Source organism: Streptomyces albiaxialis, assembly GCF_039530985.1.
In the GTDB taxonomy this organism is placed as follows: domain Bacteria; phylum Actinomycetota; class Actinomycetes; order Streptomycetales; family Streptomycetaceae; genus Streptomyces; species Streptomyces albiaxialis.
Window position 1 is genome coordinate 705,774 of record NZ_BAAAPE010000013.1, and the last position, 15,718, is coordinate 721,491.

At 72.3% G+C, this 15,718-nt stretch carries 16 protein-coding genes; 9 read left to right on the forward strand and 7 right to left on the reverse strand.

All coding sequences use genetic code 11. The features are described 5' to 3' along the window. The first annotated feature begins 129 nt into the window (after positions 1 to 129). From ABD343_RS26750 to ABD343_RS26770, 5 genes are all read left to right on the forward strand, one after another. Positions 130 to 1,221, forward strand: coding sequence for a sensor histidine kinase (locus tag ABD343_RS26750; protein ID WP_344531884.1), 1,092 nt, complete (start codon positions 130 to 132; stop codon positions 1,219 to 1,221). A gap of 161 nt (positions 1,222 to 1,382) precedes the next feature. Next, complete coding sequence (locus tag ABD343_RS26755; RefSeq protein WP_344531885.1) at positions 1,383 to 2,414, forward strand: D-isomer specific 2-hydroxyacid dehydrogenase family protein; 1,032 nt, start codon at positions 1,383 to 1,385, stop codon at positions 2,412 to 2,414. Then, positions 2,407 to 3,474, forward strand: a complete 1,068-nt coding sequence (vanA, locus tag ABD343_RS26760) for a D-alanine--(R)-lactate ligase (protein ID WP_344531886.1) — start codon at positions 2,407 to 2,409, stop codon at positions 3,472 to 3,474. The genes ABD343_RS26755 and vanA overlap by 8 nt, the downstream gene beginning before the upstream one ends. Continuing rightward, positions 3,467 to 4,090: a D-Ala-D-Ala dipeptidase VanX gene (gene vanX, locus ABD343_RS26765; RefSeq protein ID WP_344531887.1), complete on the forward strand. Its 624-nt coding sequence runs from the start codon at positions 3,467 to 3,469 to the stop codon at positions 4,088 to 4,090. The genes vanA and vanX overlap by 8 nt, the downstream gene beginning before the upstream one ends. 168 nt (positions 4,091 to 4,258) lie before the next feature. Continuing rightward, positions 4,259 to 5,632, forward strand: coding sequence for a UDP-N-acetylmuramoyl-tripeptide--D-alanyl-D-alanine ligase (locus ABD343_RS26770; protein WP_344531888.1), 1,374 nt, complete (start codon positions 4,259 to 4,261; stop codon positions 5,630 to 5,632). Between the two features lie 15 nt (positions 5,633 to 5,647). On the opposite strand, the gene ABD343_RS26775 is transcribed toward ABD343_RS26770, so the two are convergent. Then, positions 5,648 to 6,802 (reverse strand): lipid II:glycine glycyltransferase FemX, encoded by a 1,155-nt coding sequence (locus tag ABD343_RS26775; RefSeq protein ID WP_344531889.1) that lies wholly within the window; start codon positions 6,800 to 6,802, stop codon positions 5,648 to 5,650. 190 nt (positions 6,803 to 6,992) lie between these two features. Here ABD343_RS26775 and ABD343_RS26780 point away from each other — a divergent pair, with 190 nt between their 5' ends. Further along, positions 6,993 to 7,415 (forward strand): hypothetical protein, encoded by a 423-nt coding sequence (locus ABD343_RS26780; protein WP_344531890.1) that lies wholly within the window; start codon positions 6,993 to 6,995, stop codon positions 7,413 to 7,415. Between the two features lie 93 nt (positions 7,416 to 7,508). On the opposite strand, the gene ABD343_RS26785 is transcribed toward ABD343_RS26780, so the two are convergent. Beyond that, positions 7,509 to 7,736 carry a cold-shock protein gene (locus ABD343_RS26785; protein ID WP_344531891.1) on the reverse strand — a complete coding sequence of 76 codons (228 nt, stop codon included), beginning with the start codon at positions 7,734 to 7,736 and terminating at the stop codon, positions 7,509 to 7,511. Positions 7,737 to 7,880: 144 nt separating this feature from the next. After that, on the reverse strand, positions 7,881 to 8,810 hold the full coding sequence (locus ABD343_RS26790) for a zinc-binding dehydrogenase (RefSeq protein WP_344531892.1): 930 nt from the start codon (positions 8,808 to 8,810) through the stop codon (positions 7,881 to 7,883). A 112-nt stretch (positions 8,811 to 8,922) separates the two neighbouring features. Between ABD343_RS26790 and ABD343_RS26795 the strand changes: the two genes are divergently transcribed. Then, positions 8,923 to 9,606 carry a TetR/AcrR family transcriptional regulator gene (locus tag ABD343_RS26795; protein ID WP_344531893.1) on the forward strand — a complete coding sequence of 228 codons (684 nt, stop codon included), beginning with the start codon at positions 8,923 to 8,925 and terminating at the stop codon, positions 9,604 to 9,606. Here the strand turns inward: ABD343_RS26795 and ABD343_RS26800 are convergent. The 3 genes from ABD343_RS26800 to ABD343_RS26810 form a co-directional block, all read right to left on the reverse strand. Then, on the reverse strand, positions 9,603 to 10,220 hold the full coding sequence (locus ABD343_RS26800) for a carboxymuconolactone decarboxylase family protein (protein WP_344531894.1): 618 nt from the start codon (positions 10,218 to 10,220) through the stop codon (positions 9,603 to 9,605). The genes ABD343_RS26795 and ABD343_RS26800 overlap by 4 nt on opposite strands. 132 nt (positions 10,221 to 10,352) lie before the next feature. After that, the gene (locus ABD343_RS26805; protein ID WP_344531895.1) at positions 10,353 to 11,195 is read right to left on the reverse strand and encodes a DUF4097 family beta strand repeat-containing protein; all 843 of its coding nucleotides are present in this window, start codon (positions 11,193 to 11,195) and stop codon (positions 10,353 to 10,355) included. A gap of 2 nt (positions 11,196 to 11,197) precedes the next feature. After that, complete coding sequence (locus tag ABD343_RS26810; RefSeq protein WP_344531896.1) at positions 11,198 to 11,800, reverse strand: toxin-antitoxin system HicB family antitoxin; 603 nt, start codon at positions 11,798 to 11,800, stop codon at positions 11,198 to 11,200. Between the two features lie 91 nt (positions 11,801 to 11,891). On the opposite strand from ABD343_RS26810, the gene ABD343_RS26815 reads away from it, so the two are divergent. After that, positions 11,892 to 12,806 (forward strand): cation diffusion facilitator family transporter, encoded by a 915-nt coding sequence (locus ABD343_RS26815; protein WP_344531897.1) that lies wholly within the window; start codon positions 11,892 to 11,894, stop codon positions 12,804 to 12,806. A 290-nt stretch (positions 12,807 to 13,096) separates the two neighbouring features. After that, entirely contained in the window at positions 13,097 to 13,816 is a 720-nt protein-coding gene (locus tag ABD343_RS26820) for a LysM peptidoglycan-binding domain-containing protein (protein WP_344531898.1), read from the forward strand. A 159-nt stretch (positions 13,817 to 13,975) separates the two neighbouring features. On the opposite strand, the gene ABD343_RS26825 is transcribed toward ABD343_RS26820, so the two are convergent. Beyond that, positions 13,976 to 15,637, reverse strand: a complete 1,662-nt coding sequence (locus ABD343_RS26825) for a vWA domain-containing protein (protein ID WP_425578275.1) — start codon at positions 15,635 to 15,637, stop codon at positions 13,976 to 13,978. Between the last annotated feature and the right edge of the window lie 81 nt (positions 15,638 to 15,718).

Sequence of the window (15,718 nt, forward strand, 5' to 3'; positions counted from 1 at the left end):
GGCTCCCGGCGCTCGACCGCGGGCGTGCACCGCGCGAGCGTCTCGGTGAGCCGTGGATCATCGCCGCGGTCTCCGGCGGCGGCTACCGAACCGGTGCACAGCCGCGGGCCGGAGCCGGGGGAGAGAACCATGGGTAGAGCGCCGGGATTGAGTGTCCGCCTCAAGTTCACCCTCAGCTACGCCGGATTCCTCGTGCTCGCCGGTGCCCTGGCGCTCGTCGCCGTAGGAGTCTTCCTCCTGCGACAGGGGTGGTTGCAGACCAACGAAGAGGGGGCGTGGAAAAGCAACCCGGTCATCGACTTCGTGCGGGATTTCGCGCCCACGGCAGCCGCGGTCATGGTGTTCCTCCTCGTATTCGGCCTTCTGGGAGGATGGGTCCTCGCCGGTCGTATGCTCGGCCCCCTGGCTCGCATCACCAATGCCACCCGCACGGCCGCCACGGGATCGCTCTCGCACCGTATCCGGATGCCGGGACGCCAGGACGAGTTCCGCGAACTCGCCGATGCCTTCGACGCGATGCTCGCACGGCTTGAAGCACACGTCGCCGAGCAGCAGAGATTCGCGGCGAACGCCTCGCACGAACTACGCACCCCGCTGGCCATCTCGAAGTCGCTCCTCGACGTGGCCCGCACCGATCCGTCGTACGACACCGGCGAAGTCCTCGACCGCCTCCAGGCTGTCAATACCCGGGCGATCGACCTCACCGAGGCGTTGCTCTTGCTCAGCCGGGCCGACCGGCGGTCCTTCACCCGAGAACAGGTCGACCTGTCCCTCCTCGCGGAAGAAGCCACCGAAACGCTGCTCCCTCTCGCGGAAAGGAACGGCGTCACCATCGAGACCCGCGGCGACATCACCCCCGCGAGCGGATCGCCGGCGCTGCTGCTGCAACTGACCATGAACCTCGTGCACAACGCGATCGTCCACAATCTGCCTGGACAGGGCAGGGTCTGGGTCATTACCGGCGTCCACTCCGGCGCCGTGATGCTCACGGTCGAAAACACCGGCGAGATACTGCCTCCGCACCTGGTCTCGACGCTCACCGAACCATTCCAGAGGGGCACCGAGCGCATCCACGCCCATCAGGCGGGCGTCGGGCTCGGCTTGGCCATCGTCACAGCCATCACCCGCGCACACGACGGCACCCTCACTCTCACCCCGCGCGACACCGGCGGCCTGCGCATCACGGTGGCACTGCCCGCGCGTACGTCCCCCCAGTCGTAATACGCGCCCCGCCATGTGCGTGGCCCTGCTCTCGACGGCCTCGCCTGCGGCCGGCACCCCCGGACCGATAAAGCGGACCGGTAAAGCAGGCCGGCAACGTATCGGCAGCGTATCGAAAACTGCATACGCGCCCGCAACACCCCGTTTCCTTGAATGGGGGCATGACCTACAGCGAACCAGTGGGAATCACCGCTTTCGGATGCGGGCGGGACGAAGCCGCACGGTTCCGGGAGCTGGCGCCCCGATTCGGGGTGACGTCGACGATCACGGAATCCGCGGTGTCGGAGGACAACGTCCGCCTGGCATCCGGAAACCGGTGCATCAGCGTCGGACACAAGACGCCGATCACCCCGGCGACACTTCGCGCGCTGCGCCGGGCCGGTGTCTCCTACATCTCCACAAGGAGCATCGGGTACGACCACATCGACGTGGATTACGCGGGCCGCGTCGGCATTTCCGTCGAGAACGTCTGCTACTCCCCCGACGGCGTCGCCGACTACACGGTGATGATGCTGCTGATGGCGGTGCGCCACGCCAAGTCCACCGTCCGCCGCGCGGATGTGCACGACTACCGGCTGCACCACGTGCGGGGGAAAGAGCTGCGCGACCTGACCGTCGGCGTGGTCGGAACGGGGCGCATCGGCACGGCCGTCATGGAAAGGCTCCGCGCCTTCGGCTGCCGGATATTGGCGTACGGAAATCGCGCCGTTGAATCCGGCCGCCCTGGTCCCCCCGGTGCCCCCGGCGGCCCCGGCGCCTCCGACGACCCCGGCGACGAGGTCTCGCTCGATGAATTGCTGACGTCGAGCGACGTCGTCACGCTCCACGCACCGCTCAACGCCGGGACGTACCACCTTCTCGGCCGTGCACGCATTCAGCGGATGAAACCCGGCGCGTTCGTGGTCAACACCGGGCGCGGTGCCCTCATCGACACCGTCGCGCTGGTCGCGGCGCTGGAGGACGGGCGCCTGGGCGGTGTCGCCCTCGATGTCGTCGAGGGCGAGGAAGGCGTGTTCTACGCCGACCGACGGAACGCCCCCATCGACAGCAAGCCACTGCTGCGGCTGCAAGAGATGCCGAACGCTTTCATCAGCCCGCACACCGCGTATTACACGGACCGTGCCCTGAGCGACACGGTCGAGAACTCGATCACCAACTGCCTGGAATTCGAAAGCAGGAATCAGCATGTCTAAGGCCAAGCTTCAGGTCGGAATCCTGTTCGGAGGCTGCTCGGAGGAACACCCCGTCTCCATCAAGTCCGCGCGGGAGATCGCGCGGAATCTCGACCCGGACACGTACGAGCCGCACTTCATCGGGATCACCCGCGACGGCGCCTGGAAACTCTGCGAGGGCCCCGCCGCGGACTGGGAGAGCGGCGCATATCAGTCCGTCGTGCTCTCCCCGGACCGCGGCGTGCGCGGACTGCTCGTCCTCGATCAGGGGAAGTACGAGACGATCGGCCTCGATGTCGTAGTGCCCGTCCTGCACGGCAGGCTCGGGGAGGACGGCGCGATACAGGGCCTGCTCGAACTGTCCGGAATCCCGTACGTGGGCTGCGACGTCCAGAGTTCCGCGCTGGGCATGGACAAGTCCCTCGCCTATCTCGTCGCCGCGGGCGCCGGAATCGCCACGCCGGACTTCTGGACGGTCGCGGCGGGCGAGGACATCGACGCCGAGCGGCTCACCTATCCCGTCTTCGTGAAGCCGGCCCGCTCGGGATCGTCCTTCGGGGTCAGCAAGGTGGCGAACGCGGAAGAACTTCCGGCCGCGCTGGACGTCGCCCGGCGGTACGACACGAAAGTCCTGGTCGAGGAGGCGGTTGTCGGCAGCGAGGTCGGATGCGCCCTCCTGGGCGGCGGAGCGGACCTGACCGCGGGAGAAGTCGACCACATCGCCCTGTCCCACGGATTCTTCCGGATCCACCAGGAGGACGAACCCGAGACCGGCTCCGACAATGCGACGCCGATCGTCCCCGCCGACATTCCGGCCGAATCCCGGGCACGCGTCCAGGAAGTGGCGAAGGCCGTCTACCGGGCCCTGGGCTGCGACGGACTCGCCCGCGTGGACCTGTTCCTCAAGGACGACGGACAGATCGTCCTCAACGAGGTCAACACATTCCCCGGCATGACCTCCTACAGCCGGTATCCGAGGATGATGGCCGCCGCCGGGATTCCGCTGTCCGAAGTGCTCGACCGCCTGGTGACCGGGACGCTCGCCCGGGCCCTGACTCCGACGGAGCAGGCCGATGCGTGACGACTTCGTCTTCATAGACGAGTACATGCCCGGAGTCCGCTGGGACGCCAAGTACGCCACCTGGGACAACTTCACCGGAAAACCGGTCAACGGATACCTGGCCAATCGCATCGTCGGCACCAGGGCCCTGTGTGCGGCATTGCAGAGCGCACGGGAAGAGGCGGCCTCGCACGGATTCGGCCTCCTCCTCTGGGACGGCTACCGCCCGCAACGTGCCGTGGACTCCTTTCTGCACTGGTCGGAGCAGCCGGAGGACGGCCGCACCAAGCACCGCCACTATCCCCATATCGACCGGCCGGCGATGTTCGAGAACGGATACGTGGCCGCCAAGTCGGGCCACAGCCGCGGCAGTACCGTCGACCTGACGCTGTACCACCTGGAAAGCGGCGAACTCGCCGCCATGGGCGGCGACCACGACCTGATGGACACGGTCTCGCACCACGGAGCGGAAGGAATCCCGCGCGACGCGGCGGAAAACCGCAGGCGTCTTCGCGCCGTCATGGAGACCAGCGGATTCAGCTCCTACGCATGCGAGTGGTGGCATTACACGCTCAAGGACGAGCCCTACCCGGACACCTATTTCGACTTTCCCATCACACAGGTGAGTCTGGGATGAAGGGCTGTGGGCTCCGGCGGTCCGGCGGTCCGGCGGTCCGGCGGTCCGGCGGTCCGGCGGTCCGGCCGGAGCCCACCACCAGAGCACTCCACCAGAGCCCACCACCTATCGCCCGCGTATCGAGAACCGCATACGCCCCGGCAACACCCCGCCTCCTTCACTGAAGCCATGACTCAGAGCCAGCCGTCCCTCACCCCGCCCCCGCCCCCGCCCCCGCTCTCCCTCGCCGAGATCGCCGCGCTCGTCGGAGGCCGGGTCACGGGGGACGCGACCGTCGCGGTGAGCGCGCCGGCCGTACTCGACAGCCGGTACGGCGAACCGGGCGGTCTCTTCGTCGCCATGGCCGGTGAGCGCGTCGACGGCCACGACTACGCGGGCCGCACCCGTGCGACCGCCGTTCTCGGCTCACGGCCGACGCCGCTCCCCACGGTCGTCGTCGACGACGTACCGGCCGCACTGCAGATACTCGCCGCCCACGCCGTGACCCGGCTGCGCGAGGCGCTGACCGTCGTCGCGGTGACGGGCTCGCAGGGCAAGACCAGCACCAAGGACCTGCTGTCCGTGGTCCTTTCGGGCGCCGGGCCGACCGTCGCCACACACGGTTCGTACAACAACGAACTCGGCGTGCCCCTGACCATGCTGCGCGCCCACGCGCGGACCCGCTTCCTCGCCCTGGAGATGGGCGCCCGCCACCTCGGCGACATCGCCCACCTCACCGGCCTGGTCGCCCCCGACATCGCGGTCGTGCTCAACGTCGGCCAGGCCCACATCGGGGAGTTCGGCTCGCGCGCGGCTATCGCACGGACCAAAGGCGAACTCGTGCGCGGCCTCGCGCCCGGCGGGACCGCCGTCCTCAACGCCGACGACCCCCGTGTCACCGCGATGCGCGCGCTGACCGACGGGCCGGTCCTGACCTTCGGCCGCACCGGACACGCCGACGTGCGTGTCCAGGACCTGGTCCTCGACCGCCTGGGCCGGGCGACGTTCACGCTGCGCGCCTCCGGCACCTCGGCCCGCGTCGCGCTGCCGCTCGTGGGCGCCCACCAGGCACTCAACGCGGCGGCCGCCGCCGCGGCGGGACTCGCGGCCGGCATCCCCCTGGTCACCTCGGCCGTGGCCCTCAGCACCGCCTCACTGTCCGGGCGGCGCATGGAGCGCCGCGCCCTGGCCTGCGGCGCGACCCTGATCGACGACTCCTACAACGCCAACCCCGACGCCACCCGCGCCGCCCTGGACACGCTCGCGGCCATCGCGGGCCGCCGCCGTATCGCCGTACTCGGCGCGATGCTCGAACTCGGCGCCGACAGCGAGGCCGAACACCGAGCCGTGGGCGAGTACGCGGCCGCGCGCGCCGACCTGGTGGCCGTCGTGGGCGAGACCGCCCGTCCCGTCGCCGACGCCGCGGGGGAACGGGCGGTCCCGCTCACCGACAACCGGGCAGCCACCGCCTGGCTGCGCGAGACCCTCACCGGCGGCGACGTCGTCCTCGTCAAGGCGTCGCGCGGCGCCCGCCTCGACGAGGTGGCCGCCGCACTCGGGTGACCGCGCGGCGCGGGCTCAGCGCCCGCGCCGCCGCATGTACAGGTCGAAGGCGCGGTAGACCAGCGGTCGCAGCGGCAGGTCCCACTCCCCGACGTACCGCACCGCCCGCCCCCCGGTGCCGACCTTGAACCGGATCAGGCCCGCATGGGGATCGGCGCTGTCGAGCGTGGGCGTGATGCCCCGCAGGTCGTACACGTCGCAGCCCGCCGCCAGGGCGTCACGGATCATCGCCCACTGGCACGCGTGGGATCCCCGCACCTCACGTCTGGCCGTCGAGGAGGCGCCGTACGCGTACCAGGCGTGCGCGCCGACCCGCACCAGGATCGCGGCAGCCACCAACTCGCCCTCGTGGCGTGCCAGATAGAGCGCGATCCGCCCGGGGTCCTCGGCGCTCAGCTCCCCGAACATCGTCTCGAAGTACGCCAGCGGCCGCGGCGTGAATCCGTCGCGCGCGGCGGTGTGCGCGTACAGCTCGTGGAACGCCGCGAGGTCCGACGCGGCACCGGCCGTGACCTCGACCCCCGCCTTCACGGCCTTCTTGATGTTGCGGCGCCACTGCTGGTTCATGGCCTTCAGGACGTCGTCCTCGGACCGTCCCGCCAACGGCACCTCGAACGTGAACTGCGGCTGCCCGGCCCCGAACCCGTCCTCGGGGTTCTGCGGCAGCCAGCCTGCCGCCCGTAGCCGTCGGCTCACCGCGGCACCGGCCGGGTCGACGTGGCCGTCGGGGATTCCGGTGAGCCGCCGCACCCCCGGATCGGCCAGGCCGTCCTTGACCCGCGCCGCGTTCCAGGTGTGCGTCCGCAACGGCGGGCACAGCCGGATCGCGAAAGCGCCACGGGCCCTGAGATACGCCGCCAGCGGGTCGAGCCACGCACCGATGTCCCCGGCCCAGTCGATGTCGGGACCCCACGGCACATACGCGAGCGTGAACCGCGACAGGCCCGGCACCGGCCGGTGAAGGACGAGCCCGGCCCCCACGAGCCGCCCGCCGTCGAGCCATCCGAGCGACTCGGCGCGCCACTCCGTCTTCACCCGCCCCCACGCCGGGGTCTGCGCGAAGTTCACCGACCGCCGCGCCCGTACGAAGGCCAGGTGCTCGGCGTCGCTGATCGGCGCGACGACCGGCGTCACGGGGAGGGGCAGGGGTGCTGGTTCGCAGGAGGACATGACGCCAGCCAAGTCGGCCGTGTGTTGCCGGCGCGTATCCGCTTTTCGATACGCCGACGATATGCGCCGCCCGGGCGCTCCGCGCCGACCTGCCCCTGAGAGTTCCGAGGTGTTGTCATGTGCCGGAAGAACGCAGGGTGGTGCGCAGCGGGCGGCGCACCGGGCGCCGCCTCAACGGGGAGGTTCCACCATGCGCAGGATCTTCAAGGCCGCCGCGATGCCGCTGGCGGCGTTCGGCGCGACGTGCGCGCTGGCGATGCCGGCCGCTGCCGCGCCCGGCGACGGGCCGGCCGTGCGGGGCAGCAACGAGAAGGTCAATGTCTACGACTATTCCAACGGCTACAAGGACTTCGCGGGCTACGTGAAGTTCAAGCACAAGGGCGACTGGTTCCACACCTACCGCCAGAAGAGCCCTGGCAACCGCATCTACGTCCAGTACGACAAGGACAATGTCCCCGACAGCGTGAAGACGATCGAGGGCGGTCTGAACCCGGGCGACCGCACGAAGCGCAACACGAACCTTCCCGAGGGGACCGTCTACAACATCAGGGGCTGCGTGCAGGTGGACTGGGGCTCCGACTACTGCTCGGGCTGGCAGAAGTTCACCGCCTGACTCCGAGTGCGGGCGAGGCCCGGGGCGTCGGGCGGGGAGCCCGCCGCCCCGGGCCCTGCCCCGCCCGCCCCGGCCCTCCCGGGAGGGCTTCGCTCAGGGGCTCCTGGTGCGTGCTCGGCCCAGGGGGAGGATGTTGTCGGCCCGGGTGCCCTTGGCGTCGAGGGTCAGATCGAACCGGACCCGCTCGCCCGGGAGCAGGGCGCGGGTGGCGGGGCCGAGGACGGCCGAGTGGTGGGCGGCGATGTCGGGACCGCCGTGGTCCTGGGCGATGACTCCTACGCCCTGTTCGGAGTCGAACCACACCACGGTCCCTTCGGGCACAGGTCACCACCGCCGTCGTGAGGGGGCTCGGGATCGCGCACAGCGTCCACCCGCGCGCGAACGGCAGCAAGATGTGCCGCGCCGGTCGCGCGAGGCGCACCCCCGGCGCCCGCCGCGGCCCGCACCACCCCCGGGGGGCACCGCTCAGGCGATCTCCAGGACCGCTTTGCCGTGGAGCCGGCGGTCGAGGAGGGCCTCGGCCGGTTCGGCGGCGCGGGTCCAGGGGCCGCGCCAGGTGATCTGCGGGTCCAGGGCGCCCGCCGCGAGTTCGGCGGACAGCCAGGTGAGGTCGCGGGCGAGGCCGTGGCAGGCGGGCAGGTAGAACGTCGCGATCGTACGGTCGTGGCGGCCCCCGTCGCCGAAGAAGGCACCGGCCGGGAAGCTCTCGCGCAGGTCGGGGGCGTGGCCCACGGCGACGAGCGTGCCGCCCTCGGCCAGGCGCTGGTGGGCGGCGACGAGTTGGGGACCGCCCACCAGGTCGATGACGGCGTCCACCGGGGACGTGAGGGCCTCCGGGCCCTCGACGACCTCGTGGGCGCCGAGGGCCCGGAGGCTGTCGCCGTGCCGGGCGGGGTCGCCGGTCGAGGCGGTGACGTGCGCGCCGCCGCGCCGGGCGAGCTGGACGGCGTAGCGTCCGGTGCCGCCCGTGGCACCGGTGACCAGGACGCGGCGACCGAGGACGGGCCCCGCGCGGTGCAGCGCGCGGAGGGCCGTGGCACCCGCGACGGGGACGGTGCTCGCCGCGCCGAGATCCGCGCCCTCGGGGACGGTGCCGATCAGGTCGGTGTCCACGGCGCGGAGTTCGGCCCAGGCGCCGCCGAGGGCGAGGGTCGTCACGGGGGTTCCGGCGGCGGGGCCCGAGCCGTCGGCGGCCGGGCGAGCGACGACGCCCGCGGCGTCCCAGCCGAGGACGGTGCCGTCCGGCGCGTCCTCCAGGCCGTGCTTGATCTCGCCGTAGTTGAACGAGGTCGCGGTCACCCGGACCAGCGCCTGGTGGGGCGCGGGGTCGGGGTCCTGGACCTCGCCGAGGCGGAAGCGGGCGGGGGCCGTGCGGTCGATGAGCAGGGCGCGCATGAGGGCACCTTCCGGAGGGCGGATGAGGAGACGTCGTCCATTTATGCCACTCAGTGGCACTTGCTTTCAAGTGGCGTTCGCTTCTCCATGGCGCCCCCGCTAAGGTGGCGGCATGCCCGAAGCCGCCCCCGCCCCCGCCCCCGCCCCCGGCCGGCAGGACCGTCACCGACTGCCGCTCCGCGAGCGCAAGAAGCTGCGCACCCGTCAGGCGCTGATCGAGACGGCCCTCGACCTGTTCACCGAGCGGGGCTTCGACGGGGCGACGCTCGACGAGCTGTGCGAGCGGGTCGAGGTCTCCAAGCGCACGTTCTTCCGCTACTTCACGAGCAAGGAGGACGTGGCGATGGCGCCGACCCAGGACATGTGGACGGCGCTGCTGGAGGACCTGGAGAGCGTGGAGCCCGAGGGGCGCACGCTGCTGGCGGTGCTCCAGGACGTGCTTCTCGGCGCCCTCGCGCGGATGCCGGACGACGGCTGGGCGCGCCGGGTCCGGCTCAGCCACCGGCTCGCCGAGCGGTCACCGTCGATGGACGCGCACGGGCTGCACTTCTGCGACCGCACGGGCCGGGCCGCGCTCGACGTGCTGCACCGCCGGTTCGACCTGGGCGGCGCGGCGGACCCGCGGCCCCGGCTGGCGCTGGACCTGGTGATCGCCTCGTTCCACTGGGCCCTGCACACCTGGATCGCGCGGCCCGGCTCCCCGGGGCGCGCGCGGCTGGCGGACGATCTGCGGGACGCGTTCGCGGCCGTACCGGGGAGTCTGACACTCAAGCCGGGGCCGACGACGGCCCGTTAGACCCCTGAGGTCTCTGAGGTCTCTGAGGCCCTTGAGGCCTCGGCGGGCCGGACGTCCTCGAAGTCCGGCGTGCCCGGTTCGGGCGCGAGCCGGGCGGCGCGGGCCGTGAAGCTGATGGCGTGGTACCAGCCGCAGAGCATCAGTAGATCCAGTGCCTGCTCCCGGGTGAACTCGGCCATGAGGCGCTCCCACAGCGCGTCGTCCAGGTCGTGCTCGGCGTGCAGCGCGTCGGCCATGTCGAGCAGCACGCGGTCGCGCTCGTCCGTCCAGCAGGGGTCGGCACTCGAACCGTGCGCGAGGGAGGAGACCTGCTCGTCCGTCAGCCCGGCGCGGGCGGCGAAGCGTGCGACGTGGACGCCCCATTCGTACGCGCATCCGCACAGCGCGCAGGTGCGGTCGATGACGATCTCGCGTTCGCGGACGCCGACACCGAGGCGGCGGCTGAGCTGGTACGCGCCCCAGCCGTGCATGGCCTCGGCGAGCGGGACGCTGCGCGCGAGGGTGCGGAAGAGGGCGAGGGGAGGCTCGTCGCCGGGCATCATGCGGCGCAGCACCGCGTCGGCGTCCGGCGGATACGGGGCTTCGAGCGGCGGGACACGCGGAGTCGGCGTCATGGGCGGCGGGTCCTCCTTCGGGCCGGAGCGGCGCGCTTCGGTTTGCGAAGCACACCGCCGCACCGCACGGTACTGCTTCTGTTTCCGAAGCACCATCCCCTGAGGGCCCTCAGAAGGGGCCCCGGAAAAGTCCTAGCCCCCTGCCCGGTGGATCTCGATGTCTCCGTAGCTCGTACGGGCGTGGACCTCGACCGTCTCTCCCGTGCCCGGGCCCCGTGTCGGTTCGAGGGAGCTGTGGACCGTGCCCGCCTTGGAGTGGACGTCGAGCCAGGCGGCCGTGCCCTCGCGGACGCCGATCCGGAGGTCGCCCGCCGAGGTCTCCAGGCCGATCGTGCCGCGTACGACCTCGCCGAGGCGGAACGAGCCGTTCGCGGACCTGGCCGTGACGTCGCGGTGGGCGAGGCCGACGGTGGCGCCGCCGTTGGCGAGGCGCAGCCGGAGGTCGCCGGTGACCTCGCCGATACGGGTGTCGCCGTTGGAGTTCTTGACGACGGCCTCGCCGTCGATCACGCCGATCCGCACCTCGCCCGAGCCGGTGGTGACCTCGGCGCGGCCCGCCACATGGTCGGCGGCGATGTCGCCGTACTGGGTGGTCAGCCGCGCCGCCTCCGTACGGCCCGTCCGGATGTCGCCGGCGGAGGTCTTCAAGCGGCACTCCCCCAGCGCGCCCTCGCACACGAAGTCGGCGAGCGAGGCGACGCCGTCCAGCCGGGAGCCCTCGGGGAGCGCGATCTCGACGGTGACCGAGCCCGGCCTGCCGAAGAGGCCGCGCGCCTTGGGCGACCTGACCTGGAGCGTGCCGTCCGCGTAGCCGACGCGGACCTGTTCGACGGCCTTGCGGTCGGCCTCGCTCTCCTCGGAGCTGGGGCGGACGGTGACGGTGGTGTCCGTACGCGCGGCGGCGTCGATACGGACGGCGCCGACGGTCAGTTGGAGCGAGACAGCGATCGGCCCCGGGGTCTCGAAGCGCTCCATGGTCAGCGCACCCAGCCGGTGAGGCTCTGCTTGCCGCGCCCCGCGCGCCCGGCCGTACCGGTGTCGCGCCGGGCGGCGCCACCCTCGGGGTCGAGCGCGGAGGAGAGGGCGCGGACGAGCCAGGCGTTGAGGGAGAGGCCCTCGTGCGCGGCGGCCTCCTCGGCGCGGAGCTTGAGCTGGGCGGGCAGCCGGAGGTTGATGCGGGAGGTGCCGCCCTCGTCCGCCGCGAGGGCCGCGGCCGTGCCCGGGGCCCCGCCCGGACCCGAGCCCGGAACCGAGCCCGGAACCGGACCTGAGCCCGGGCCCGCGGCCGGCGCCGATGTCGCGTCCGGCCCGTCCGCCGGGCCGCCCTCCTCGCCCGACGGCGGCGCCGTGACGACGAAGTCGGGGTCGAGGCCGCGCAGGCGTACGTCCACGGAGCCGGGGGCGAGTTCGCGGGTGATCTCGCCCATGGCGTCGGAGAGCACGTTCAGCAGAGCGAGACGGGCGGCCGACTCCAGCGGCGCGGCGAGGCGTTCGGCGAGGACGCGCGCGTCCTCGCCCCCGGCCTCGGCGGCCACGGCCAGCTCGCGCCGGAGGTTGTCGACGTACGGCGTGAGGTCCATGGCGCCATTATGGCGCCACCCGCGCACTGTCCAGCCCGCTGTCCCGCGCGGTACGGCGGAGGGCGGGCCCCGCGCTGTTAGCTTGCGGCACATGGGGCACGATCACGGGCCTCCCGGTGGCGCGCTCTCCGCCGGGGGACGGCACCGCAGGGCGCTCGCCGTCGCGTTCTTCCTCACGCTCGCGTACGCGGGCGCGGAGGTCGTCGGCGGCATCGTCTTCGACTCGCTCGCGCTGCTGTCCGACGCGGCGCACATGGGCACCGACGTGCTGGGCCTCGGCATGGCCCTGGCCGCGGTCACGCTCGCGCGCAGGGAGGGGCCCCGGCAGCGCACGTACGGCACCTACCGGCTGGAGGTGCTGGCGGCGCTCGCGAACGGGGTCCTCCTCTTCGGCGTCGCCGTCTACGTCCTGGTCGAGGCGGTGCTGCGGTGGGGCGAGCCGCCCGAGGTGCCGGGGCTGCCCCTGCTGCTGGTCGCCACCGGGGGCCTGGTGGTGAACCTGATCAGCTTCCGGCTGCTCTCCTCGGGCGCGAAGGACAGCCTCAATCTGAAGGCCGCCTATCTGGAGGTGCTGGGGGATCTGCTCGGCTCGGTGGCGGTCATCGTGGGCGCGGGGCTGATCCTGCTGACGGGCTGGCGCTACGTGGACCCCGTACTGGGCGTGGGGATCGGGGTGTTCATCCTGCCGCGCGCGGCACGGGTGGCGGGGCAGGCGGTGCGGATCCTGATGGAGGCGGCGCCACCGGGGCTGGACGTGGCCGCCGTCGAGGCGGACATGGCGGCGCTGCCCGGCGTGGCGGAGGTGCACGACCTGCACATCTGGACGGTCACCTCCGGCATGGACGCGGCGAGCGGCCATGTGGTGGCCGAGCCGTCGAGCCGCCCGACGGAGGTACTGGAGGGAGTGCTCGCGCTGCTGGACGAGCGGTACGGCATCACGCACGCGACGATCCAGGTGGAGGAGCCGGGACAGCGGCGTGACGGGCACGAACACCCGGAACATTAAGGGCAGATCGGACATCCCGCCAGGCGAGGGGGCGGGGCCATTGCGCAGATCACAATCAAACCCCCCTCTCCTGTGACGCTTGTCTCCGACGTCTATGTCACACCGGGTCCGCCGGTTTCGCTCGTACTCGCACCACCTGCACAGACGCGACTCAGGGGTGTCAAGTGCCCTTAGCGATCTTTGCTGGAGCTTTTGGACGCATCCGGACACGTGTGCTTACTGTCGCTCCGCTCGACCCGCTCGCCTCTTCCCCGTGGTGAGCAGCCGCGACTGTAAGGAAAAGAAAGACCATGCTGTTCTCCGGCAAGGGCCGTCACCGCCGTCCCTCCAAGGCCGTCCGTATCGCCACCCTGACCGGTGTCGCGGGTGCCGCTGTCGCCGTTCCGCTCATGTCCGCCACGGGCGCCCAGGCCGCTTCGGTCGACACCTGGGAGAAGGTCGCCCAGTGCGAGTCCGGCGGCAACTGGTCCATCAACACGGGCAACGGCTACTACGGCGGCCTGCAGTTCAACAACTCCTCCTGGGCCGCCGCCGGTGGCACCAAGTACGCTCCCCGCGCCGACCTGGCCACCAAGGAGCAGCAGATCGCCACCGCCGAGAAGCTTCTCGCCATGCAGGGCCCGGGTGCCTGGGCCTGCGCCGGTGCCGGCAACCTCCAGGCCGGTGGCCCCTCCGCCAACGTGAGCCCGGGTGCCTCGCAGCAGCAGAAGCCCGCGCAGCCGAAGCCGGCCCAGCCGCAGCAGAAGCAGGCCGCGCCGAAGCCCGCGCAGCCCAAGCCCGCGCAGCCGCAGCAGCAGGCCCCGAAGCCGGTGCAGAAGCCGGTCCAGCAGGCCCCGCAGCAGGCGCCGCAGACCGGTGAGGGCAACTACACCGTGAAGTCCGGCGACACCCTGTCGTCCATCGCCGCCGCGCACGGCACCACCTGGCAGAAGCTCTACCAGGACAACAAGAGCACCGTCGGCGGCGACGCCGACCTCATCCTGCCCGGCCAGAAGCTGCAGATCGGCTGACGCCGACGCGCCTCTGCCGTACCGCAGACGCACCGCAGACCGCCGTGGTCCGCGCCCCTACCCCCGAGGGCGCGGGCCACGGCTTCTGTGTGCCCGCAGGTCCCGCGTGCGTCCGTATGCCCAGCGCGGGTCCGTACGCCCTGCGCGGGTCCGTACGCCCTACTGCCGTGACCTGAGGCCGTCCGCCCTGTCGATCGTCTCCGCCAGGGTCGAGACGGCCCCGTCGCCCGTCTCCTTCGCGAGGCCGCGTGCCTCCGCCCCCAGCGTGCGGAGCGAGGGCGCGCCGGGCAGCGCCGGGCCCGGCGCGTCCGAACGCAGGGCGTGCGCGAAGTACGCCGCGACCGCCGCGAGGCGGAGCCGGGGCGGGGTGCCCTCCGCGTTCTCGCCCCACAGCCCGTCGCCGGTGAGCGCGTCCACCCCGATGCGCCGGGACCGCTCGTGCGGCGCGCGGGTCTCCGGGTCCTGCCACCGTACGGTCGCCCGCGCGGCGTTCCCCTCCGCGTCGTGCTTGAGGCGTACGGCGTAGAGCGCGGTGACGGTGTGGCCGGGGCCGATCTCGCCGCCGTCGACCGAGTCGTCCCGGAAGTCCTCGTCGGCCACGGCCCGGTTCTCGTAGCCCAGCAGCCGGAAGCGGGCGACCGCGTCCCGGTCGAAGGTGACCTGGGCCTTGGCGTCCCTGGCGCGCACCACGACGTTGCGCGGCAACTGCTCGACGAAGACCTCGCGGGCCTCTTTCTCGCTGGAGACGTAGGCGGTGTGGCCGTCGCCCCTGTTGGTGAGGCGCTCCATCAGGTCGTCCCCGTAGTCGCTGCCGACGCCGACGCCGAAGAGCGTGATGCCGTGCTTCTTCCGGTTCTCGGAGACCTTCTCCAGGATCGAGCCCGCGTCGGTGCTGCCGGTGTTGGCGAGCGCGTCGGAGAGCAGGACGACGCGGTTGGTGCCGCCCTCGCGCCTGCCCTCGGCCGCCTCCTCGTAGCCACGGGTCACGCCCGCGCCGAGGTTGGTGTCCTGCTGCGGCTCCAGCCCGGCGACGGCGTCGCGCAGCCGTTCGCGTCCGCCGCCGCCCAGCCGGGTCATGGGCAGCACGGTCTTCGCGGTGTCGCTGAAGGTGACGAGGGCCGCCGAGTCCTCGGCGCGCAGGTGGTCGGCGGCGGTCCTCAGCGCCTTCTTCGCGAGGTCGAGGCGGCCCGGTTCGGCCATGGAGCCGGACACGTCGAGGACGAACGTCAGCGCGGCGGGCGGCCGGTCGGCCTCGGGCGCCTGTGCCTTGGTGGCCAGCCCGACGCGCAGCAGCGACCATCCGGCACTGGTGGTACGCGCCCCGTCGGCCGAGACGGAGAAGCCGTCGCCCTCGGGGCGCGCGTAGTCCTGCTGGAAGCTGTTGACGAACTCCTCCGTACGGACCGTGCCCGGCGCGGGCAGCCGCCCGCTCTTGAGGGTGCGGCGCGCGTAGCTGTACGACGCGGTGTCCACGTCGAGCGCGAACGTCGAGCGGAAGTCCGGCCGCCGGGAGGTGTCCTGGGGCTCCCCCGACTCCCCGGGCTGCCCGGCGTCCCCCTCCGGGCCCGGCGTGCCCTCCCCCACATAGCCGCCGCCCGGCCCCCTCGCGTCGGGGGCCGCCTCCTTCGCGCCGCCCTTCCGCGCGTGGTCGGCCGAGTCCGTGTCCCCGCCTCCCGAGCATCCGGCGGCCAGCAGGGCGGCGGCCGTCACCGCCACCACCGTCCAGCGCCCCGCCGCCCGTGCCCCCGCCGCCCGTGCCCCCGCTGCCCGTACTCGCGTCGCCCGCGCTCCCGCCGTCCGTACTCCCGCTGTCCGCCTCATCCGTCCGCCCCCGACTTCCTCGTCCCGGGTGTCCCGCTCCTGACGGGAATGTGACGCACTCCGGGCGATTCCGGCCCCGGG